Origin of the sequence: Belliella pelovolcani, from assembly GCF_900156785.1 — a bacterium.
GTDB lineage: Bacteria > Bacteroidota > Bacteroidia > Cytophagales > Cyclobacteriaceae > Belliella > Belliella pelovolcani.
The window spans coordinates 20,246-44,634 of record NZ_FTOP01000009.1 but is presented as its reverse complement, the minus strand read 5'-3'; the positions used below and the strand labels follow the sequence as shown (position 1 = coordinate 44,634).

General features: G+C 38.9%; 12 protein-coding genes. 8 read left to right on the top strand and 4 right to left on the bottom strand.

Annotated features, from left to right (window positions below; genetic code table 11):
- Window positions 1-46: 46 nt before the first annotated feature.
- The 4 genes from BW935_RS11145 to BW935_RS11130 all read right to left on the bottom strand — a co-directional run bounded on the left by BW935_RS11145 (window position 47) and on the right by BW935_RS11130 (window position 6,401).
- Entirely contained in the window at window positions 47-1,855 is a 1,809-nt protein-coding gene (locus tag BW935_RS11145; protein ID WP_076501510.1) for a hypothetical protein, read from the bottom strand.
- 99 nt (window positions 1,856-1,954) lie between these two features.
- Window positions 1,955-3,118 carry a THUMP domain-containing class I SAM-dependent RNA methyltransferase gene (locus BW935_RS11140; protein WP_076501508.1) on the bottom strand — a complete coding sequence of 388 codons (1,164 nt, stop codon included), beginning with the start codon at window positions 3,116-3,118 and terminating at the stop codon, window positions 1,955-1,957.
- 41 nt (window positions 3,119-3,159) lie between these two features.
- Window positions 3,160-4,002: a DUF4249 family protein gene (locus BW935_RS11135; protein WP_076501506.1), complete on the bottom strand. Its 843-nt coding sequence runs from the start codon at window positions 4,000-4,002 to the stop codon at window positions 3,160-3,162.
- On the bottom strand, window positions 4,002-6,401 hold the full coding sequence (locus tag BW935_RS11130; RefSeq protein WP_076501504.1) for a TonB-dependent receptor: 2,400 nt from the start codon (window positions 6,399-6,401) through the stop codon (window positions 4,002-4,004). The genes BW935_RS11135 and BW935_RS11130 overlap by 1 nt, the downstream gene beginning before the upstream one ends.
- Window positions 6,402-6,514: 113 nt before the next feature.
- Here BW935_RS11130 and BW935_RS11125 point away from each other — a divergent pair, with 113 nt between their 5' ends.
- The 8 genes from BW935_RS11125 (at window position 6,515) to BW935_RS11090 (ending at window position 24,281) form a co-directional block, all read left to right on the top strand.
- Window positions 6,515-7,585 carry a Gfo/Idh/MocA family protein gene (locus BW935_RS11125; protein WP_076501502.1) on the top strand — a complete coding sequence of 357 codons (1,071 nt, stop codon included), beginning with the start codon at window positions 6,515-6,517 and terminating at the stop codon, window positions 7,583-7,585.
- Window positions 7,586-7,849: 264 nt separating this feature from the next.
- Window positions 7,850-11,836, top strand: coding sequence for a thrombospondin type 3 repeat-containing protein (locus BW935_RS18685; RefSeq protein WP_076501500.1), 3,987 nt, complete (start codon window positions 7,850-7,852; stop codon window positions 11,834-11,836).
- 74 nt (window positions 11,837-11,910) lie between these two features.
- Entirely contained in the window at window positions 11,911-12,864 is a 954-nt protein-coding gene (locus BW935_RS11115; protein WP_076501498.1) for a PorP/SprF family type IX secretion system membrane protein, read from the top strand.
- A gap of 408 nt (window positions 12,865-13,272) precedes the next feature.
- On the top strand, window positions 13,273-16,176 hold the full coding sequence (locus tag BW935_RS11110) for a PAS domain-containing protein (RefSeq protein WP_076501496.1): 2,904 nt from the start codon (window positions 13,273-13,275) through the stop codon (window positions 16,174-16,176).
- A gap of 70 nt (window positions 16,177-16,246) precedes the next feature.
- Complete coding sequence (locus tag BW935_RS11105; RefSeq protein ID WP_076501494.1) at window positions 16,247-18,634, top strand: ATP-binding protein; 2,388 nt, start codon at window positions 16,247-16,249, stop codon at window positions 18,632-18,634.
- Complete coding sequence (locus BW935_RS11100) at window positions 18,631-19,584, top strand: sensor histidine kinase (protein ID WP_076501491.1); 954 nt, start codon at window positions 18,631-18,633, stop codon at window positions 19,582-19,584. Before BW935_RS11105 ends, BW935_RS11100 begins: the two co-directional genes overlap by 4 nt.
- Window positions 19,585-19,662: 78 nt before the next feature.
- Window positions 19,663-21,966, top strand: coding sequence for a PAS domain S-box protein (locus BW935_RS11095; RefSeq protein ID WP_076501489.1), 2,304 nt, complete (start codon window positions 19,663-19,665; stop codon window positions 21,964-21,966).
- 281 nt (window positions 21,967-22,247) lie between these two features.
- Window positions 22,248-24,281 carry a PAS domain S-box protein gene (locus BW935_RS11090; protein ID WP_076501488.1) on the top strand — a complete coding sequence of 678 codons (2,034 nt, stop codon included), beginning with the start codon at window positions 22,248-22,250 and terminating at the stop codon, window positions 24,279-24,281.
- Window positions 24,282-24,389: the final 108 nt, after the last annotated feature.

Below are 24,389 nucleotides of genomic sequence, written 5' to 3'. Positions count from 1 at the left end.
CTTTTCAATATTTTTAATTTCTGCCTTAGACAAGAATTTTGATCAATCAAGAATAAGCTGGAACTGCCAACTCTTCCAACTCGTGAAGTGCATCTTGAAACTGGCTTTGTATCTTCGGGACCAATTCATCCGCATCTATTGACACCTCTTCTAACAGATTCATATAATAGCCAATTCCTTGTCTTAAGTTTTCCTTAAACTTGCTGACATAATTTTCAAATTTCGCAGGCTGTTCAAGTATTGAGTCTTCTATTGCTTCTTTGAGGTAATCTATGTAGAGTTGCAACTCCTTGACAAACATATGCGGGCGATTTGAATCATGCATGATAGAAAGTCTCCCATAGATATGACCAACCATTTGTTTCAGACTGAAAACACCAGAGAAATAAGCCAAATTTGGCCCTGGGCAAATAGTCGCCGCGGTCAGGTTTCTAGCAGGTGTAGCCCCATTGGTAATTAAAGCTGCCGCACCTAAACCCTCACAAAGACAATCTTTAGCCAATACATTCTCAGCCTGTTTAGCAAATTCTTGTTCTGAAAATTGGTCTTTCATAGCCTTGATTTTCAAATTCAAATACTGTCTCGAAGCAGTACAAATGGGTTTTTCGGTGAATTCTGTATTGAAAGAAAGAAACTTCTTGTAGCAAGGACTACCAGCTCTATCTTTCTCTATGCGCTTTTTTCTCTGAGTCTCAGCGCTACTCGTTCTCAGATTATTGAACCTTACTCCAAGTGGGGAGGCATGACTGAGGTAGTAATCTGATTTCTTAGCCTGAATCAATTTTTGTAGGGTGTCCTCGTCTACATTGGTGGCTTCTGGAACCATCAAGAAAGGACTCCCCCAGCCTGTACCATCTAATTGATAATATTGTCTTAGGAACTTATCTTCTTGAGCAGTACCTATGCCTCCCTGCACGGTGATCAAAAGCTTTTCGTCTGAAAGTAAAAGTGGTTTCCCCTTTGCCAAAAGCGCTTGGTTGCATGCTTCTAGTAAGGTTTGTTGAAGCGATTCCCTGTTTTGTTTGAATTCTTCCAATATGGGGCCTAGCAAAATGCCATCAGTTGCAAAAGCATGTCCTCCACAATTAAGTCCTGATTCTATGCGGAATTCAGACACCCAAAGCCCTTTCTTTGCCAGAAACTTACCCTGGATCAAAGCCGACCTGTAATCACTGACTTTCAAAATTATTCTTTTCTCAAGGTTTCCAGACTTATCTGGAAAAAAAGCATCAAATTGCTCTGCATAGCCATAAAGGGCTGGATTCATTCCCGCTGAGAATACCACTGAAGCATTCAATTTACTCTGAGCAAAACCTCTCAATGCGGATAATGCATCAGAAAATTCTCTTGGTAATTCATCCCCCTTTTCATCATAATTGAGCTTATCCACTTTGGTCATGATGTTGACATCGATTTTTCCAGCTTGGATATAGCTTCTCAACTGACTTTCTATCAATGCTCGCGCACTACCACCCAAAGTAAACATCAGGTTATACAGTTTTTTGACTGGATGTTGCTCATCTAACAAATCAAAATAGGTGTCTATTTCTTGCCCTTTTTCAAAAACTTGCTTTTTGATTTTATCCAGCTGTAAATTGACTTGGTCATGAAGGAAATCTAGGTAAGCAGTGATTCTTTTGGCTCTACTATCTGCTACTTTTGACTCTATGGGTAAATAGGGCACGTCAAGCAATCGCGACTTCACGCGACGCATATCTTCCAAAAGTGCATCATCCATGATAGACACTACAGAAGAAATCCCAAATTGAGCGACTTTGAGGGGTGTTTCTAGGGTATAACCCAATCCCATCACTGGAATGTGAAAACTGTGAGGTTTGATGTTTTGAATAATCATACGCGGTTGGTCAATGAATAAAGCTCAAAAATACCGCTACCCTTTTCTAACAAACCTCACAATGCTCAGCTTAAACCCTGATTTAAATCAGGAATATTTTTATTCGGATTTCTTGCCTTTGTACAATTCGAATTTTAATAGCCTACAATCAATTGTTCCATTATAGAATTCTATTCTGCGCGATGGTCTTAAGCCTACTCGTTTCCCAAGTCCCATATTTCCTGTGAAAATGTAGCCAGTGTAACCAGCACATCGCTGCTTCATAAAATCGCCTAATCGCTTGTAGGTATCTGCTAGCTCGTCTTCATCACCTAGCCTCTCTCCATATTCAGGGTTGAACATGATGACTCCAGAGTCAGATTCAGGTATAGTGCAAGACTCAAAGTCACATGTCTCGTAACTGATCAGCTTTTCTACTCCAGCAGTTCCAGCATTTTCTCTTGTAAATAGTACAGCTTGCTCAGAAATATCAGAAGCAATTATTTCCAAATTTTCAGGTTGCGTGATTTTCTTTTCCAATTCCTGCTTCAGCTCTTGGAACACCTTCTCTTCATAGCCAATAAAATGCTGAAAAGAATAATGATCCCTAAAAAGCCCTGGGTATCTATTGGTCGCTATCAACGCTGCTTCTATGGCCAATGTTCCTGAGCCACACATAGGATTGATAAAGGGGGATTTCCTATCCCAATCAGAAGCATAAATAGTCGCTGCTGCTAAGGCTTCAAGCATCGGCGCTTTACCCGGAATCTTTCTGTATCCATGCTTGGCTAAAGTCTCCCCAGAAGTATTGATATAAAGTGTGGCCTGTGTTTCTTTCCAAAACAGCTGAAATACAGCCCCATCATAATTAGATCCAGTATCGGGTCTGATACCAGTATTTTCCCTAAATCTATCGACTATGGCATCTTTCACCCTTACATTCACAAAGAGTGGATTGTCTACGCTGTCATTTTCCACATGTGAATTGACTGAAAAGTAGGTTGTCTCTGTGATGTACTGCTCCCACGGCAAGGCTTTCACTCTTCTATAAATATCATCAGCATGGTGCAAGTAAAAAGACTTGATTTCGAAAAGTACATGACTGGCCACCCTCAAATGAAGGTTGAGGGTCATACATTCATTCAGAGAAGCATACAGCTCTATGTAAGTTCTATTGATGTTTTTAGGTTTAAAACCCAGTTCTCTGAGCTCTTGCTCTACATATGGAGCAAAACGATCTTTAAAAGTAACGACTACTTTGCCTTTTTGATTGAAATCTAACATGGGACAAAAGTAAGTATTCTGTTTGAGAACTCATCTCAAAATCATTCATCTGAGCGATCAGGATTGATATTGACTGTCGCACCAAGATAGGGGCTTACCATAAAATAGCCTAGCACATTACCCTCACCATCTACAGGACGGATATTGGATACAGGATTTTGAGGCGGTGGACTAAACAGACCTCCGTCATTGAAGAGTAAGCCAACCAATTGATTCAAATAATCATAGGCATCTCTGTTGAGTCTAAAAAGCTCCAGCCGAACTCGATCCCCTTCCCTAAAGGGAAATCCCCCTAACTCAAAGCCCCTATTTAAAATTTGTGTACCAAAGGTGTCATCGAAAAGCAAATAGTCTGTCCTCCTATTGAGCAAAGTATCATTTCTAATAATTCTAATCCTGTAATTATTATCTTGTGTAAAAGGAATATCACCATATAAAGTCAAATAGTATCCTTCCTCTCTAAATACGCGCTGATCTTTGAACTCGTAGGTGATTGAATCTAAGCTAGGAGGAGGCAAAAGTGTACCGGTAGAAATATAGGCTTTCCCATCTATGATCACATTAAGCTCGTAGGTTTGACCGATTTGACCGATTTGATTTTGAGTAGGTACATATCGATCTACCTGTTCGTTGTATCGAAAAGTGGCGATTCTTCCCGTCCCAATATTTCTCACAAAAACCTGTGCGTTTGTAACCGATTCATTAGGCTCATCTGAATAAAAATCCTTTGAGAAGGAAACAAATACCTGGTTAAAATTAGGCGTATTGGTCCAGATCGCCTCAATGACTGGCGTAGGCTCTAAGGTCTGCAAATCCAAGATTACTTCTTCCTGACAGGAAAAAGCAAGCCACGCTGTAATGATGATCAGTGATATTCTCTTCATCAGAAATTGAAATTATAAGTTAATGACGGCAGAAATGTAAACAAATAAGTCATCACTGTCCCAGGCCTTCTAGATGTGATCGGATCATTCGGAGCTGGAGAGAAATTAATATTTTCATTAAAAATTTCTCCAAATTGATATGAAAACGGATTTTTCCTTCCATACAGGTTATAAATACTGAAGTTCCAGCTTCCTCTCCACTTCTTTCCTTGATCGGCATTTTTCCAAGTCACAGAGGCATCCATTCTATGATAATCTGGAAATCTATCTGCATTTCTCTCTCCAGTAAATAATGGTAAGCGCTGACTGTCCACCACATAGCTTCCTGCTGGAAAAGTGACAGCCTGCCCTGTCGTGTAGACAAAAGTGAGATTTGCAGACCATCTTTTATTAAACTGATGATTGAGCACCAAATTCAAATCATGGGGTCTATCAAATCTAGGATTGTACCAATTATCAAAACTGATTCCCTCGATTCTTCTCCATGTTCTCGAGTAAGCATAACTTAACCAACCGCTTGTTTTCCCGATATTTTTTTTAACTAAAAACTCTACCCCATAAGCATACCCATCACCTACAAGAATTTCTGTTTCTACGTTATCTGTAAACAGGACAGTTGCTCCTTGCCGAAGATCGATGACATTCTTCATATCCTTGTAATAGCCCTCTAGAGAAACTTCCCAAGCATTATCATTCAGATTCTTAAAAATACCAACTGAAAACTGGTCACCTCTGATGGGCGGAATATAAGTTCCAGCCAATATCCACCTATCAATTGGTAAGCCCGCAGAACTATTTGAGGCAACTTGTAAATATTGAAAACCTCTGTTGGCTGCTACTTTGATCGATAAGTCATCTCGAATCAGGTATCTCAAAGCCAATCTAGGTTCTAAACCTTGATAGGCTTTGATACGCTCAAACCGATTGAAAGCAACTGAATCGATAATTTCATTATTGGGATCTGGAGTACCATTTTCATAGCTGTAATCTACACCTAAACCATGCTGCTGATAAAGTGACCACCTCAAACCTGCCTCCACGCTCAACTTCCGGGTCAACTCCTGATTTACTGTCACAAAAGGATTGAATTGCATGCCATTTCTAGGATTGGTAGCGATGGGTTGAATGGCACTATTGGGTGAAGGGTCGAGATCAATAGATGCGAAATGATAAAACTGAAGCATAGAACCCCATTTCAAGATAGTTTTATCAGAAAGTAGGTTAGTCCATTCTGATTTGATGCCTGTCTCACCTATGGTATTCCCCCATTCGAAACCATTTTCAGGATCATCAAATCCAACCTTATAATTGTACCTGCTATGGTAAGCATTCAAATCAAAAAATGCTTTGTCAGATATATTCCTATTCCAAGTCCCTGAACTGACCCAATTGGACCAACCAAAGCCAAATTGACCAGAAAGACCAAGAAAATCAGAACCATAATAACTAGACAAAGAAAGTTTATCCTTATTCCCAAGTTTGAAAGTCGTCTTACCGCTCAAATCATAGAAATAAAGGTCATTACTATTGATATTTGGATCAGAAGAAAGCCTTAAAAACACATCAGCATAAGTCCTCCGAGCGGATACTACAAAGCTTGAGTTTTCTGAGAATAAAGGTCCATCCACTGTCAGTCTTGAACTGATGGTCCCGATACCCCCTTCTCCATGAAGCTTATCATAATTCCCCTCTTTCAAAGAAATATCAATCAAACTAGAAATTCGCCCTCCATAATTTGCTGGAATATTCCCCTTGTAAAAATCCACACCACTCAGTGCATCAGGATTGAATACAGAAAAGAAACCAAAGAAGTGAGAAGGGTTATAAACAGGAGCTCCATCAATCTGCAAAAGGTTCTGATCGGCAGACCCTCCTCTCACAAAAAGTCCCGTGGTCCCCTCACCTGCTGTTTGTACACCAGGAAGCAACTGCAAGCTTCTTAACAAGTCTACCTCTCCAAAAAGCGCTGGAATATTTTTGATGGTCTCTATGGGGACGACAGACTTACCCAAATCTAGACTTTTCACATTTTCGTCAGGTCTGGTACTGCTGACAGTCACTTCTTGAAGATCCGTCTCTTCTACTCTCAAAAAAACTCGAATTTGCTTAGCAATGTCCTTTTCCTGAACCATCCTTTGTACCTGCTCAAAGCCCACAAAAGATATGATGAGTTTACTCGGAAGTGCTATTACTGGAATTTCAAAAAAACCATCTAGATCAGTGCTCACACCATTGTTAGGATCTGATTCCCAATAGACATTCGCACCTGGTATAGTTTGATTGCTAGCAAAGTCAAAAACAACACCTTGTAACTTGACATCCTCCTGAGCCACCAAGAGCATCGGAAAAAGGAGATTTGTAAGAAAAAACAACAAGCAATACCGGTTCAAAAATGGCATAAAGGCATTTGATTTCTTTGATAAACGACAAATAAGCGCTTTTGATTTCTGAAATCAAATATTTTTAATAAATCACGCTTTGAGATCAATCTAAATTTTGTGTACTTGAAATCATGAATCCAATAAAAATACTTATCATAGGATGTGGCAATATGGGTGCTTCCCATGCAAAGGCCTACCATGAAATCCCAGAATTTGAAATCTGTGGCCTTGTGAGCCGAGGGGAAAGTAAAGCCACATTGAATCAGCAACTCGGAGGACAATACGAACTTTTTGACAACTATATGGAAGCCTTACGTATCAGCAAGCCAGATGCTGTATGCATCTCCACTTATCCAGACACACATGAAGCCATAGCATTAGAAGCTTTGAAGCATCATTGTCATATTTTTGTAGAAAAGCCTTTGGCAGATACTATTGCAGGCTCCGAACGTATCATAGCAGCTGCGAAAAAAAACAATAGAAAAGTAGTCGTTGGTTATATTCTCAGACATCATCCATCGTGGACTCGTTTTGTAACAGAAGCTAGAGCGCTAGGAAAGCCCTTGGTCATGCGCATGAACCTCAATCAACAATCTCAAGGATATATGTGGAATGTACACAAAAACTTGATGCAAAGCTTGAGTCCCATAGTCGATTGCGGTGTGCATTACATCGATATCATGTGTCAGATGACCCAAAGTAAACCTATCTCTGTGAGTGCCATTGGTGTTCGTCTTTCCGATGAAATACCGCAGGATAATTACAATTATGGCCAACTACAAATCAGATTTGAGGATGGTTCTGTAGGTTGGTATGAAGCTGGGTGGGGGCCTATGATTTCTGATAATGCTTTTTTCATCAAAGATGTGATTGGGCCAAAGGGAGCGGTTTCCATTGTTGCCAAAAAGGCAGCAACCTCACAATCTGATCGTATCGAAGGACATACTAAAACAGAAAAAATAAAAATTCATTTTTCAGATTTGGATGATTCAAATGAATTTACCCGAAAAGATCAATGGATTGATCTTCAAGATGAACCAGATCATGAAGCATTATGCAAGCGCGAACAGTTATTCTTTTTGAAAAGCATAAAAGAAGACCTAGACATAAGCTCACATCAATTTGACGCAATCAATAGCCTGAAGATTGCACTGGCTTGTGACGAGTCCGTAAGAACAGGAAAAACTATAGCATTAAGCTGAGTCGATAGGAGTTTATTTACTTTCTAATTCAGAAAAATTGATCAAATGCCCCATTTCACCGATAATTGACAAAAAATACCAAAAATTTGTACATGTATATTATTGTATTTCGTCCTCAAAAAAATATTTGTCATAGAATAAAATACTGATTTTAAGCATTTTGTAAAAATTTTATTTTTTATTTATTCATAATTTTTATTCAAATTTAGATCCCGCTATATGGGAACCCCTAAATAAAATATCAATCAAAATTAGGTTCAACCTATGAATCGAATCTTTACCAAATCAAAAAATAACCTTGCTTTTGCATTGGTGATTTTTTTCAGCTCAATTTTTATTCTGGCTGCAAAAGAGTCTTTCAATGATGGCAAGCTTACAAGACTTACAGTGAATAAAGGCACTCTAAGTCCTGCATTCAATCCTGACATCAGGATATATGATGTTACTGTTTCTTTTCTTGATAGTGATATCACTGTCCGAGGAGAGGCTTTGGGCTCCGACAATTTGATCCAAGTAAATGGCAATACTCCAAGAGCACTGGTCAATGATGCCAGGGTTCAATTGGTTTTTGGTACTACTGTGATTCCAGTATTTATTTTTAACAACGGCCAATTGATTCACGAGTACTATGTCAGGGTCTTAAGACCAGAACCAACAGCTGCCGAAATAGATCAGTGGAGAAGATTCCCTAGAGAATGTTTTGAAGATCCTAATCGAAATACGGATGAGGATTGTACAAGAGATTCTGATGGGGATGGTGTGCCTGACATCATAGATCTTTGTCCAAATACACCTCCCGGCGAGGCAGTTGATCGATTTGGTTGTTCCTTAGATCAATATGATAGCGATGGAGATGGTGTTCCTAATCATTTAGATCAATGCCCTGGAACACCTGCTGGAGAACCTGTGGATGAAAACGGCTGTGCTGATTCTCAAAGAGATTCCGATGGTGACGGTGTCACAGATGATATGGACCTATGTCCTGATACTCCAGCTGGTGAAGAAGTAGATGAAAATGGGTGTTCAGATTCACAAAAAGATTCTGACGGCGATGGTGTAACGGACGACCTTGACCTTTGCCCAGACACACCCGCTGGCGAGGAAGTGGATGAAAATGGTTGCTCTGCTTCTCAAAGAGACTCTGATGGAGATGGAGTTACAGATGACCTGGACCTTTGTCCAGATACTCCTGAAGGGGAAGAAGTAGACGAAAATGGTTGCGCTGCATCTCAAAGAGATTCTGATGGAGATGGGGTTACAGATGACCTTGACCTTTGTCCAGATACTCCTGAAGGGGAAGAAGTAGACGAAAATGGTTGCGCTGCTTCTCAAAGAGATTCTGACGGAGATGGGGTTACTGATGACCTTGACCTTTGTCCTGACACACCTGAAGGGGAAGAAGTAGATGAGAATGGTTGTTCACTTGATCAAATTGACTCTGATGGAGATGGAGTACCTGATTATTTGGACTTATGTCCGGATACGCCAGCAGGTGCAGAAGTAGATGAAAACGGTTGTGCTGATTCTCAAAAAGATTCTGATGGAGACGGAGTAACTGATGACCTAGATCTTTGTCCTGATACACCTGAGGGAGAAGAAGTTGACGAAAATGGTTGTTCGCTTGATCAAATAGACTCTGATGGAGATGGAGTGCCAGATTATTTAGACTTATGTCCTGATACACCTGAAGGTGCAGAAGTAGATGAAAACGGTTGTGCTGATTCGCAGAAGGATTCTGATGGTGATGGTGTGACCGATGACCTTGACCTTTGTCCTGATACCCCTGCAGGGGCGGAAGTAGATGAAAATGGCTGTGCTGACTCACAAAAAGATTCGGATGGGGATGGCGTAACAGATGACCTTGATCTATGCCCGGAAACTCCTGCCGGTGAAGAAGTTGATGAAAATGGTTGTTCTCTCGATCAAATAGACTCTGATGGAGATGGAGTGCCTGATTATTTAGACTTATGTCCTGATACGCCAGAAGGTGCAGAAGTAGATGAAAATGGTTGTGCTGATTCTCAAAAAGATTCTGATGGGGATGGGGTGACTGATGATCTGGATCTTTGCCCAGATACGCCAGCTGGTGAAGAAGTTGACGAAAATGGTTGTTCTCTCGATCAAATAGACTCTGATGGAGATGGAGTGCCTGATTATTTAGACTTATGTCCTGACACTCCTGCTGGAGCCGACGTAGATGAGAACGGCTGTGCTGATTCACAAAAAGATTCTGACGGGGACGGTGTGACCGATGACCTTGACCTTTGTCCTGACACTCCTGCAGGGGCGGAAGTAGATGAAAACGGCTGTGCTGATTCGCAGAAAGACTCGGATGGGGATGGCGTAACGGATGACCTTGACCTTTGTCCTGACACTCCTGCTGGGGAGGAAGTAGATGAAAACGGCTGTGCTGATTCGCAGAAAGACTCTGACGGGGACGGTGTAACGGATGACCTTGACCTTTGTCCTGACACTCCTGCGGGGGCGGAAGTAGATGAAAACGGCTGTGCTGATTCACAAAAAGATTCAGATGGTGATGGTGTGACTGATGACCTAGACCTATGTCCTGATACTCCTGCCGGAGCAGAAGTGGACGAAAATGGCTGTGCTGATTCACAAAAAGATTCAGATGGTGATGGCGTAACGGATGACCTTGACCTTTGTCCTGATACTCCTGCTGGGGCGGAAGTGGACGAAAACGGATGTGCTGATTCTCAGAAAGACTCGGACGGGGATGGCGTAACAGATGACCTAGACCTTTGTCCTGACACTCCTGCTGGAGCGGAAGTGGATGAAAACGGCTGCGCTGATTCTCAGAAAGACTCTGACGGGGACGGTGTGACTGATGACCTAGACCTATGTCCTGATACTCCTGCTGGGGCGGAAGTGGACGAAAATGGCTGTGCTGATTCACAAAAAGACTCAGATGGGGATGGTGTAACGGATGACCTAGACCTATGTCCTGATACTCCTGCCGGAGCGGAAGTGGACGAAAATGGCTGTGCTGATTCACAAAAAGATTCAGATGGTGATGGCGTAACGGATGACCTAGACCTTTGTCCTGACACTCCTGCCGGAGCGGAAGTGGACGAAAATGGCTGTGCTGATTCACAAAAAGATTCAGATGGTGATGGCGTAACGGATGACCTAGACCTTTGTCCTGATACTCCTGCCAGAGCGGAAGTGGACGAAAATGGCTGTGCTGATTCACAAAAAGACTCAGATGGTGATGGTGTAACGGATGACCTAGACCTTTGTCCTGATACACCTGAAGGAGCAGAAGTAGATGAAAATGGCTGTGCTCTTTCTCAATTAGACTCTGATGGTGACGGCGTGACCGATGACATCGATTTATGTCCTAATACTCCTGAAGGTGCAGAGGTAGACGAATTTGGTTGTGCAATCAATGAGTTGGAAGAAACCTTAGTCATTGACTATGTGGATGAAGATGTAATCATCGTAGACTGGGGAACTGAATTTGACGATCTTGGACTTCCTACGCATATCTGGGTCATTTTAGAAAATGGAGAAAGAGTTCTACTACCCATCACTTGGTCTCAAGAAGATTATGATGGAAATAAGAGTGGTGTTTATGTATTGATAGGTACTATTACCTTCCCTAATAGTTGGATAGATGGTATAGAGAGACCCGTCAGTATCACTGTAATTGTGAATCAAAAGCCTGCTCCAGAAGATTTGCTTCTTACTGAGGACAGTTTCCTCCAGAATGAATATGAAGAGCCTATTTACATTGGGGATTTCATAGTAATAGATCCTGTAGATGATGAACATTTGATCGAACTGGTACCTGGTGAAGGTGATAATGATTTATTTATAATTATAGATGGCCAGCTTTATTGGAACAATTCAGAGCTGAGACCAGGAGAAACCACCTTTATCATTGTAGTCATAGTGACAGATAGAGATGGAAATACCTTTACCAAGGAATTTGTCATCACCAGAAGAATTCCAAGCCTTGAAGAAGTAGCCATTCCTAATACTTTCACACCAGATGGTGATGGCATCAATGACACTTGGGGTATCAATTCTTTGAGAATGTATACAGGAGTTCGATTGACTATTTATGAAAAAGGTGGTGAATTGATATTCAGGTCTAGCAATCCAATGGATCGCTGGGATGGGACTTATTTTGGAAATCCTTTGCCTATCGGTGTCTATTACTATGTGATAGAAGTCGATGATATCAAGCAAACGAGAAAGGGAGCAATTAACCTTCTCAGGAAAAAATAAATCAGAAAAGTGCTGGAATCTAATTATCCAATACTACTAGATAACATTCCAATCAATCATTCAAGAATCAGATCATGAAAAAAATATTCATCTTTTTATTCCTCAGCTTAACACTCAACCTAGACGGATTTGGGCAGATGAGGAGATATATGAGTCAATTCAATCAATTTCAGAATTACTTTAATCCAGCCATGACTGGCTATGAAGGTTCTAATTTGAAGGGATTTGTTCGTAATCAATGGGCAGGGTTTGATGGCTCACCACAATTATTCTATATGTCTACTGAACTAGATTTCTCAGAAATGAAAGGCATGAAAGACCCTTCTTTAGTTGGCAAAAACACTACTGGCGTGACTTTTCTAAATGAAAGTTACGGTGCTTTTGTAGACACTGAAATTCAAGCCGCGTATGCAGCTAGAGTTCGATTGTCAAGAGGCACCAATTTAAGACTTGGTGCTTCCATTAATTACATGCACTCTAGGCTAGATGGGAATAACCTGACCACTGAGCAAGCCAATGACCCCACAGTAGCACAATACCTCAATAGCTTTGGAAATATGAGCACGATCGATTTCAATGTTGGTTTGGCTCTGACCCATGAAAATTATTACATAGGCTACTCCCTTCAGAATGCAAATAGAGGAGCGCTCAACTTCGGGGAGGTATTTGTCGACAGAAAACCAAGTGTCAGTATCTTTCAATCAGGATTCAGACATACAGTCTCTCCTAGTGTAAGCATTGCTTCTCACTTCATGTATAGGTCTCAAATAGATTTACCTAACCATTTTGAAGCAAATGTAAAAGCCATTTTGCTGGACCGGATTTGGGTGGGCGCTGGACATCGAGTAAATTATGCTAATAATTTCACCTTTGGCTTTGTACATCAGCAGATTAAATTTGGATATACCCACGAGTTACCATCTCAAAAGGGCTATCTCCTACCCTATGCTACACATGAATTTATTTTAACATTTGCCTTTTGGAGGAAATATGGAAAATCAAATGAGAATTCATTAGTGATTTGGTAATGAATCATCACTAAAAAACACGCTTTCCTTAAGCTTAGTGATGATCCAAAAAATCTTCTTTCTGTTTAAAATGCTAATCAATACTATATTGGTTAGCATTTTTTTATATAAGATTACATGTAAATCCGCAATTATTCCCCTAACCAATTTAAATAAGGGCCTATTTAAATTCGATCCCGAGGCTTCGGGATTAGATCCGCCATGGCGGACAAGTTATTCATTGATATTGGCTATAAATCGCAGGTTTGTCCCATTATTTAGGTTCTACTTGTAAGTTAGCGGATAATCATGTAAGATTATTAGGGGTTAAATTTTAAATACCCATGATTATTTTTGATATTGATATAAAATCAGAAATTCTGTAAATTTTCTTTCCTTTAAGCTTTTATCCCTTCAAAATAATGTAATATGGCTCAGCAAAGTCGATTTGAATCTATTTTTGAGATCCTGCCAACACCTACATGGGAGGAAGATTTTTCGGAGGTCAAAAATTATTTGAAAAGTCTTGGACTACTTGGCAAAAAGGATAAGAAAATTCAATCATTTTTCGTCGATAACCCTGATAAATTATCAACATGTTTGAGTAAGGTAAAAATCAAAAACTTAAACCAAGCTTGTCTCAAGCTTCACCATGCTCAATCAAAAGAAATTCTACTTGAACGATTCCATGATATTTTCACAACGGAATCTCTCGAAACTATTATTCTTCAAATCACCTCCATCTGCCAAGGGCTCACAAATTTCAATTGCCAGACCAAAGCCAAAACCCTAGACGGAGAGATCAAAGACATTCATTTCCAATGGAGCGTAGTTCCAGGATATGAAAATTCCCTTGAATCAGTATTGATCACCACTGAGGACATTTCTAGACGATTGAGTTTCGAAAGGCAGTTGATACAAAGTCAAGAGCGATTGAATGAAGCTTCCGAGTTGGCACAGCTTGGATATTGGGAGCTTGATATAAATACTGGTTCACTTCAATGGTCTGATCAAACGTATATGATTTGGGAAGTCAAAAAAGACCAGATTATATTAACTCCAGAATATTTCTTTTCTACGATTCATCCTGAGGATTTAGAGTCTCTTCAAATCAATCAGATGATGGCAGTTCAAGGGGATGTTCCTTTGGATAGTACCAAGCGTATCTTAGTCTCTAATCACAAAATCAAATGGGTAAGAATCAAAGCAAAAAAGGAATTAGACCAGTATGGTAAGATTAAAAAACTTATTGGCACTGTTCAAGATGTCACAGACAGCGAAACTTTGAAACAATCTTTACAAGCTAGAAATGTATTTATAGAAACTGCGCTCAATAACTTACCAATAGGAATTGCGCTCAATGAAATAGATTCTGGCGAAGCTACATTGATGAATAAGCAATTTGCCGCAATTTATGGATGGACTGAAGAGACCTTAAGAAATATTTCTACATTTTTTGAAAAAGTATATCCTGATCCAGCATACAGAGAAAAAATAATCAATAGAATCATGGCCGATATCGAAAGCCGTGATCCTGAAAGAATGGCCTGGTCAGAAATAGAAATCACCACTCAACATGGGGAGAAAAGGATCGTATCTGCCAAGAATATACCTATCTATGATCAAAACATCATGATTTCTACTGTGGTAGATGAAACAGAAAAAATCAAAGCTGAAAAAGCGCTGAAAATTAGCAATGAGCGCTTTATTTATGCTGCTAGTGCTATTTCTGACGCGATTTGGGATTGGGATATGCAGGCTAAAACAGTATTTTGGGGATCTGGCTACAAAACACTCTTCGGGTATGACTATGGTAACTTTGTAGTTCCAGAAGATCTATGGGAAACTAAAGTTCACCCAGATGATTTTGAAGAGATCATGGCTGGAATCAATGAAGCGCGTAGTAACCCAGATGTTGATCGGTGGAAAGGAGAATATAGATTTCTCAAAAATGATGGCACTTATGCATTTGTAGTCGAACACACTATTATTTTGAGAGATCAAAGTGGTAAACCACGAAGAATGATCGGAGCACTACAAGATGTCACTGAGAAGAAACACGCAGAAAATGCCATCATTCAAAAAACCAAATTTCTAGAAGCCATTTCAAAAGTCGTAGAATCATTATTATCCTTTGAAAACTGGGAAAGTGTATTGGCTAGAAGTTTGAAAATAATGGGTGAAGCTGCGGCTGTGGACAGAGTTTACTTTCTAAAGCATTTTGAAGATCAAAAAACACATAGAGGTTTTCTTAAGCAAGAGTATGAATGGGTGAAAGACGGTATAACGCCTGAATTAGAAAATCCAGAATTTCAAGCAATCCCACTAGATGATTTTCCTGAATATTTGCAAATGGCTTTAGACAGAATTCCCTATCAGGTAATCACGAGCCAAATCTCAGATTCAGCTACTCGAGAACTACTTGAAAAACAAGACATCAAGTCAATACTTCAAATTCCAGTATTTACAAAAAACACATTCAAGGGATTTTTAGGTTTTGACGATTGTACCCAAGAAAGAGTTTGGACAAAAGATGAAATTTCCTTTTTGCAAACCATCGTGAACAATTTTGGTGCAGCCATTGAGAAACAAGAATTTGAGCTCTCCTTACAGCAAGTCAATGAACAACTGAAGGACACCAATAGAAGCTTAGAGATATCAAATTCTGAATTAGAACAATTTGCATATGTAGCATCACATGATTTGCAAGAACCCCTTAGGATGGTAAGCAGCTTTCTGTCACTTCTAGAAAAGAAATATGGAGAAGACCTCGACGAGAAAGCTAAAACTTACATTCAGTTTTCTAAAGATGGTGCCGCTCGAATGCGAAATATAATTCTTGACTTACTAGAATTCTCAAGAGTAGGACGAGCTGGAGATTTGGAAATCAAGAGTTTTGATCCCAAGGTGGCTATACAAGATGCTATGAGTTTGATCAGTCAGCAAATACGAGAATCAAAAGCTGAAATTACCATCAATGTGCCAAAAGAAATTCAGAGTAAAAAGTCTGCTTTCATTCAGCTAATACAAAACCTGTTATCAAACGCTATCAAATACCAAAATGCAGGAAATGTCCCTAGAATCCATATAGAAGTAGAAAACCTGGGAGACTTTTGGCGATTTGCTATGAGTGACAACGGCATTGGAATCGCTCCTGAATATCAAGACAAAATTTTCGTGATCTTCCAAAGACTCCATGACAAGTCACAATACTCAGGCACTGGTATTGGATTGGCCATTTGCAAGAAAATCGTGGAGTTCCTAGGTGGCGAGATTTCAGTGAGCTCAGAATTAGGTAAGGGCAGTACTTTTTATTTCACTTTACCCAAATGACAATAATCCTACATCCATATATTCGGACAAAAATATCATCTATATTTAGCTTATAGTTTTTAGAAATATCATGACATCAAAATCATCAAATATCTTGTTTAGAAATCCAATTGTTACGGGGGTTTTGGTTTTCATTCTGATTACTGGCTTACAATATTTTACAGTAAAAGATTATGACTTAAAGAAAAAGACAGAGGAACAACGCGTCATTGAGCAAGCCACAATCCTTGAAAAGCAAATCTCAGGAGCATTGGCCAATAGCATTTCTACTACAAGGGTATTAGAATATATCGAGCGCAACTATGGCATCGGAAATGACTTTGATAGTATAGCGGCAGGATTACTGAGTACCAATAAGTTTATAGATGCAATACAACTTGTAGAAGGTGGCACTATCATCAAAACTTTCCCACTTGAAGGCAACGAGGAGGTCATAGGATACAACATCCTAGAAGATCCTAAAACGAAATACGAAGCAGAAAGAGCGATTGAAAAGCGGCAATTGTATTTCGCTGGTCCATTTGAATTGAAACAAGGTGGCGTTGGAATTGTCGGAAGAAACCCAATTTTTAAAGATGATGAATTTTGGGGCTTTGCAGCTGTAATAATCAAGTTTGAGTCTTTCATAAAAGTAGCAAACATCGACATCTCAGATAAAAGTCCATTCTATATTCAACTTTCTAAGGTCAACCCAGAATCAGGACAGGAGGAATATTTTTTACCAAAAAATAATGCTGAGTTGGATGGATTCAAGCAAACCATTTTGCTCCGAGAAGGTGATTGGACGATCACTGTCCAATTGAAAAAATCTACAGCTTTCAAAGAGGTCTATCCCTTCATGGTGCTTCGTGTAGTACTATCTATGATACTCGGTTATCTTACTTTCTATGTCACGAGTCTTCCAGCTTATTTATCTAGGAAAGTTGAAGAACAATCACAAGAAATCAAACTGAGTAATGAAAGATTTACCCTAGCAGCCAGGGCTACATCAGATGCTATCTGGGATTGGAATATTTTGAATGGGGAAGTGTATAGAACAGATAATTTCGAAAAACTTTTTGGTCACCCTATTGATAGTTATTCAGGCACTGGAGAGTTTTGGATCAGTCAAATTCACCCAGATGATTACTCAAGGGTTGAAAAGGACATGAAGGACTTTTTGAAAAGCGACAGGGAATACTGGGAAGCAGAATTTAGATTCAAAAAAGCTGATCGAACCTTCGCATATGTCCTAGACAAAGGAATTGTCATCAGAGATGAAGAAGGTAAAGCTATCCGGATGATCGGAGCAGTAGAAGACATTACCAAACGGAAAGAAGCAGAAATAGAGCTGGAAAACGAGCGAGAGTTTCTCAAATCCATGCTCGAAAATCTTTCAGATGCTATCATCGCCTGTGACCAAAGTGGTAAGCTCATTTTATCCAATCATGCGGCAAGGGTACTACATGGTAAGGATATTTTAGATACACCGCCAGAAGATTGGAACGAGGATTATGGCATATTTGAAGCAGATGGCATTTCAAAACTCTCATTAGAAAATATCCCGCTTTACAAAGCATGGAAGGGTGAAACTATCATCAACCAAGAAATCATCATTAGAAGAAATGATGGATCATCACGAATTGTACTTTCTTCTGGAACACCTATTATCACTTCCTCAGGAAGGAAACTCGGAGCAGTGATTGTCATGAAAGACATTACAGAGATTCGGTCTAACGAGCAGGAGCTATTGAAATTGAGTCAAGAGTTGGAAATGAGAGCAAAAAAGCTGGAAGTATCTAATGAAGAACTTGAACAGTTTGCCTACGTGGCTTCACATGACCTCCAAGAACCCCTGAGAATGATCACAGGCTTCTTGAATCGGCTTGAAATCAAATATGCACAAGTTTTAGATGCAAAGGCAAAAGAATATATTTTTTACGCCACTGACGGTGCCAAGCGCATGCGACAGATTATTTTGGATCTATTAGAATATTCAAAAGTTGGAAGTTATGAAGACAAGAAGCAATTGATTGCGGTAGACCAAGTATTGAAGAATGTCTCCATACTCAACCGTAGGATCATCAAAGAGAAAAAAGCAGATATTACTTGGTCAGAGATGCCTCAAATCTATTTTCAAGAAACACCGCTTCAGCAAATGTTCCAAAATCTGATCAGTAATGCCATCAAATACCATCATCCAGATAGAAACCCAGAGATAAGAATAGACTACGAGGAGACTAAAGACTCTTGGGTATTTTCTATCAAAGACAATGGAATTGGAATTGAAAAATCATATTTGGAAAAAATATTTATTATCTTCCAAAAACTTCACCCAAAAGACCTGTATGAGGGCTCAGGAATAGGATTAGCTATATGCAAAAAGATAGTTGATAAATATGGGGGTAAAATATGGGTGGAATCTACCACCGATGAAGGAAGTACCTTCTATTTTTCATTACCAAAATCATCACTATGAAACCAAGTTTTAAGATTGCATTGATTTATTTGATATTAGGTACATCTTGGATTTTGCTCAGTGATAGACTGCTAAGCTGGCTATTGGATAGTACAGATATTATCAATTATGAATACTTCCAATCGATCAAAGGAATCACTTATGTCACACTGACGGCCATTTTGCTATATGTACTGGTAGAGAAATTTTACAAAGAACTATCCTCCAAAATCAATGAACTGAAAGAGGTAAACGAGGAACTAAACATCCAATCTAGAAAACTAGAGAACACAAACAAGGAACTGGAGCAAATCGTCTTTGTGGCTTCCCATGACTTGCAAGAACCCCTTAGAATGATCTCAAGTTTCATGACCCAATTGGAAAGGAAGTATCTCTCCGAGGTCAATGAAAAGGGCAAGAAATACATACAATTTGCAATCGATGGAGCAGAGCGTATGAAAAGGATCATTCTAGACTTACTTGACTTTTCTGAGGCTACAAAAATCGAAGAAACGACCATTGAACTTGATCTCAATCAAATGATGGAAAAGCTTGTAGCTTCACATCAAAAAACCATTTTTGAGAAAAACGCAATTGTGACCTGGAGTCCTATGCCTATTATTCAAGGAAAAAGAATACAATTGATCCAAATTTTTCAAAATCTCCTCAGAAATGCATTAGCTTACCAAAGAGAGCATGTCAAACCTGAAATCAGAATAAACTTTGAGGACATAGGTCAATTTTATCAATTCAGTGTGCAAGACAATGGTATTGGAATCAAACCAAGGTATCATGACCGCATATTTAATATTTTCCAACGTCTACATACACATGACGAGGTCGCAGGTACTGGAATGGGATTAGCTATCTGCAAAAAAATAGTTACGAATTTAGGGGGTAAAATATGGGTAGAATCAGAAGAAGGTCTAGGGAGCAATTTTTATTTTACAATACCTAAAAATTTCACTTAAATCAGAATACTTAGACTTTTAGCAAACTTCTAAATTAGAGTGTATTATTTCCAAACCCTTTTGTTAAATCAACCTCTCATGAAAGCTCCCAAATTACAAACAGATGACCTAATCAATACAATCAATGGAATTGTATGGGAGGCTCAGATTCAACCAATTCTTTTTACTTATATCAGCCCTCAGACCCTTGATATATTAGGTTATAGTAGTGAAGATTGGCTTCATGAAGGGTTTTGGGAATCAAAAATACATCCTTCCGATAGGGATTTTACACTCAGATACTTTCTCAAACACGCAAAAGAGGGGATTAACCACTCCTTTGAATTTAGAATGTTTGATATAAATGGGGCTATCAAATGGCTCAACAATGTAGTAAGTGTAGTAGAGTCAAAAAATAGACTTATTGCAAGGGGTGTGATGACTGATATTACAGAAAAAAAGAATATTCAAACTGAAAGAGATAGGAACAGATACAAGCTTTCCAAAATCATGGACAGGTCGCTTGATGTAATTTGTACCATTGACAAAGACGGGAGGTTTGAAGACATGAGTGCAGCCTCTTTAGACTTGTGGGGTTACCATCCTGATGAAATGAAAGGGAGGCCATTTATGGACTTCGTCCATACAGAAGACCATCCCAAAACCGCCCATGCAGCTGAGGCTATCATGAATGGGCAGAACATGACCATCTTTGAAAATAGATATATCAAAAAAGATGGTACCGAAGTTCCAATCATTTGGTCTGCCAAATGGGATTTCTTGGATGAATTGATGTACTGTGTCGCCAAGGATGGTACAGACAAAAAAAATAGTGAGATCCAAACAGAAATCAGACTTCAGGTGGTGGATATTTTTTCGAAAAATAGGCAGCTTAAAGTAGCTTACGAAGCAACTTTAAAAGTCATTTTAGCATACTTAAAATTAGACTATGCGGAAATTTGGACCAGTAGTATCGATGGTAAGTCACTGATTTTATCGGCTTTTATGGGGCCAGATCAAATTATCCCAGAAAATGAATTTAGACCCGTGGATGGAAATAAGGGACTGATGGCTGAGGTTTACAGAAAACGAAAACCTATACACATAATCGACCTTAAAACAGGAAACAATCTACTTAGAAAAGAATTTGCGATAAGCCATAACTTAGAAGGCGCAGTGGCTTACCCTATTGATTTTGAAGAGAAGGTAATTGCTGTAATGGTATTCTCTGCTATAGGTCGTCCAATTGATTTGCAGAGCATCCCAAAACTTGAAAAAGATTTGCTCAATCAACTTGGTGCAATGATCAAAAGAAAGCAAGCTGAATATGAACTCAATCAGTTTTTTGACTTGACATCAGATTTACTTTGCATAGCTGGATTTGATGGCTACTTCAAAAAAGTAAATCCTGCTTTTGAAACAATTCTAGGGTATAGTCAGGAGGAAATGTTAGCAAGACCATATCTTGAATTTACTCCTGAAGAAGATAAAGAAACTTTGTTGGGGATTTTGTCTGACCTAGCAATGGGACAATCCTACGCACGATATGAGACTCGATTCATCACCAAATCAGGAAATACAATCTGGCTATCATGGACTGCTACGCCTGTTCCTGAAGAAGGTCTGATTTACGCCTCAGCAAAAGACATCTCTGATGCAAAAGCTGCAGAGAATCAACTTTTAGAACTCAATGACTTCCTCAAAGAACAATCAAAGCAACTCGCTGACTCCAATGCTGAGCTTGAGCAATTTGCCTATATCGCATCCCATGACTTACAAGAACCATTGAGAATGGTGACAGGCTTCCTGCATCAACTGGAGAAAAAATATGAAAATCAATTGGATGAAAAAGCTTTAAAATACATTCATTTTGCAACTGATGGTGCTAAAAGGATGCGTCAAATCATCCATGACCTTTTAGAGTATTCCAGAGTAGGCAGGTCAAATGTTGCTAAGGAAACCATCAATCTCAATGAAATGATGATGGAATTGAGTAAAATATTTCAACCTACGTTAGAGGAAAAACAAGCGCTTTTAACTTGGGATAAATTACCTGAAATTCATGCGACAAAGAGTGGTATGTTTCAACTTTTGCAAAATTTAATATCGAATGGTTTCAAATATCAAGAAACTAACAATCATCCCATAGTTCATGTAAGTTGTGAAGATTTGAAATCTCACTGGCAAATTACAGTTCGTGACAATGGAATTGGAATAGCTAAAGAGCATCAAAAAAAGGTTTTTGAAATTTTTCAACGTTTGCACACCAAGGAGAAATATACAGGCAATGGAATCGGCTTAGCTATTTGTAAAAAAATCGTAGAAGCCGCTGGTGGTTATATAACAGTTGAGTCAGAAGAGGGAAAAGGAAGTGCTTTTAACTTCACCGTGAAAAAACAGTAATTCAGATTCTTAAGTATGCAAATCCGCAATTATACCATTAATCAAATTAAATAGGTGCCTAGATTAATCCGATTCCGAGGCTTCGGGATTGGATCCGCCATGACGGACAAGTTATTCATTGATATTGGCTTGAAATCATAGGCTTATACCACTTTATAGGTTCTACTGGTAAGAAAGCTGATATACATATTCATAAGTTTTAAAATTGATTTAAGGAGAGTTAATTTCATTGGATATTATGATTATTTCTATTTAAATTAACCAAGCTTAAATCCACCTTAATGAATCACCTAAAAAAAGGGAACACTACACTTACCCTACAAGTTGGTATTATAATTTTAGGAATACTGATTTCCTTTCTTTCCACTGGAATCATTCAGCTTTTCTCTATTATCATTGTACTACTTGCAGGCTCCTTATTATTCCTCAATCTCTACATAAAATCAAAGAGGAAACTACAAACAATAATAAATCTTAAGGATGACTTTAATACAGCATTTGAATTTGCAGCCATAGGCATGGCACTTGTAAATGAAAATGGGAGGTTCACCAAGGTTAATAAAAGTCTTTGTAAACTTTTAGGTTATACTCCCGAAGAATTGACAAACCTTACCTTTCAAGAGATCACCCACGCAGAAGATCTTGATATTGATTTGGAGTTTATGGGCAAACTCAACAGAGGAGAAATAGATAACTACCAAATTGAAAAACGTTACTTTACCAAATCAGGAGAGGTCATGTGGATCAATTTAAGTGGTTCAAAAGTCCTCAATTCAGATGGAAGCTTCAAGCACTACATCGCTCAAATACAAAACATCACTCCACGAAAAAGAGCACTTAAAGAGCTCGAAGAACAAAAATCAAGAATCGAAAATATATTAATTGGAACCAATGCTGGTACTTGGGAATGGAATGTACAAACAGGAGAAACCATCTTCAACGAGCGCTGGGCTGAAATGATCGGTTATACCCTAGATGAACTTCAACCAGTTTCGATCAAAACATGGGAAAATTTTGCTCATCCCGAAGACTTAAAAGTGTCTGGGCAAAAGCTCCAAGCATGCTTTGATAAAAAATCTCCATACTACAACTGTGAGTGTAGAATGAAACATAAAGATGGGCATTGGGTCTGGGTATTGGATAGAGGAAAAGTAATTACTTGGACCGAAGATGGACAACCCTTGATGATGTTTGGTACACATACTGATATTACAGAAAACAAGTCAATTGAATTGAAATTAGAAGAACTTGCCAATAAGTTTTCTGGAATATTCAATTCAACTTTTCAATTTATCGGATTTCTGAGCCCTGAAGGAATTCTATTGGAGGCCAATCAAACTGCAATGGATTTTGCAGGGCTCTACAAGGAAGATTTAATTGGGAAGCCTTTTTGGGAGTGCTATTGGTGGACGATCAACGAAGAAACACAAAACTACCTGAAAGAAAACATCAAAAGGGCTGCAAAGGGCGAGTTTATCCAATACGAAGTAGAAGTCCTGGGCAAAGATTCCACCGTTACGATTCATTTCAACCTAAAACCACTTTTTGATGACCAAGGAAAAGTAATCGCAATCATTCCAGAAGGTAGGCCAATCCAAGATATTGTAGAAGCGAGAAAGGCTCTTGAAATGAAAAATCAGGAACTAGAGCGCTTTGCCCACATTGCTTCCCATGACTTGAAAGAACCACTCAGGATGGTTCACAATTTTATGGGTTTAATGGAAAAAAACTATGCTGCACAGCTTGATGAAAAAGCGAGAAAATACATTCATTTTGCATTAGATGCAACTCAAAGGATGACTATCTTAATCAATGATATTTTAGAATATGCTAAAATTGGTGCAGACTCTACTCCATTTCAAAAAGTAGATTGCAATCAACTTCTTGATGAAATCATTCCTCTATTCCAAGCTGAATTAGAAGAAACAAATGGTAAGATTCAATTTCAAAATCTCCCAATCATAATTTCTCAACGAACACCCATTAAATTACTTTTCCAGAACCTAATCAACAATGCCATCAAATATCAAAAGCCTGCAAATCCTCCAAGGATTCAAATTAGTTTCGTAGAACACCCCGACTTTTGGGAGTTTTGTGTGGCAGACAATGGCATCGGTATTCCTGAAAAATACTTTCAAGAAATTTTTTCTATGTTCAAGAGACTGCATAGCAAAGAAGTATATACTGGTACAGGCATGGGCTTAGCTACTTGTAGTAAAATAGTACAACAACACGGAGGAGAAATCTGGGTAGTATCAGAAGAAGGCCTAGGAAGTAAGTTCTTTTTCACCATCAAAAAATATTCAATAAACTGATTATAAATGCATATAAAAAAATAGCCTAAAATTTCTCTAACTTAAAATTTCCTATTGCATCAATTAATACTATCTTCAAGAAGATTTTGACTGTTTTAACTAGCTTAA

Excerpts from the sequence above, each read along its gene's own strand:
- BW935_RS18685 (WP_076501500.1), top strand. The coding sequence starts at position 7,850 with ATGAATCGAATCTTTACCAAATCAAAAAATAACCTTGCTTTTGCATTG.
- BW935_RS11110 (WP_076501496.1), top strand. The coding sequence starts at position 13,273 with ATGGCTCAGCAAAGTCGATTTGAATCTATTTTTGAGATCCTGCCAACA.
- BW935_RS11095 (WP_076501489.1), top strand. The coding sequence starts at position 19,663 with ATGAAAGCTCCCAAATTACAAACAGATGACCTAATCAATACAATCAAT.
- BW935_RS11140 (WP_076501508.1), bottom strand. The coding sequence starts at position 3,118 with ATGTTAGATTTCAATCAAAAAGGCAAAGTAGTCGTTACTTTTAAAGAT.
- BW935_RS11105 (WP_076501494.1), top strand. The coding sequence starts at position 16,247 with ATGACATCAAAATCATCAAATATCTTGTTTAGAAATCCAATTGTTACG.
- BW935_RS11135 (WP_076501506.1), bottom strand. The coding sequence starts at position 4,002 with ATGAAGAGAATATCACTGATCATCATTACAGCGTGGCTTGCTTTTTCC.
- BW935_RS11100 (WP_076501491.1), top strand. The coding sequence starts at position 18,631 with ATGAAACCAAGTTTTAAGATTGCATTGATTTATTTGATATTAGGTACA.
- BW935_RS11145 (WP_076501510.1), bottom strand. The coding sequence starts at position 1,855 with ATGATTATTCAAAACATCAAACCTCACAGTTTTCACATTCCAGTGATG.
- BW935_RS11130 (WP_076501504.1), bottom strand. The coding sequence starts at position 6,401 with ATGCCATTTTTGAACCGGTATTGCTTGTTGTTTTTTCTTACAAATCTC.
- BW935_RS11090 (WP_076501488.1), top strand. The coding sequence starts at position 22,248 with ATGAATCACCTAAAAAAAGGGAACACTACACTTACCCTACAAGTTGGT.
- BW935_RS11125 (WP_076501502.1), top strand. The coding sequence starts at position 6,515 with ATGAATCCAATAAAAATACTTATCATAGGATGTGGCAATATGGGTGCT.
- BW935_RS11115 (WP_076501498.1), top strand. The coding sequence starts at position 11,911 with ATGAAAAAAATATTCATCTTTTTATTCCTCAGCTTAACACTCAACCTA.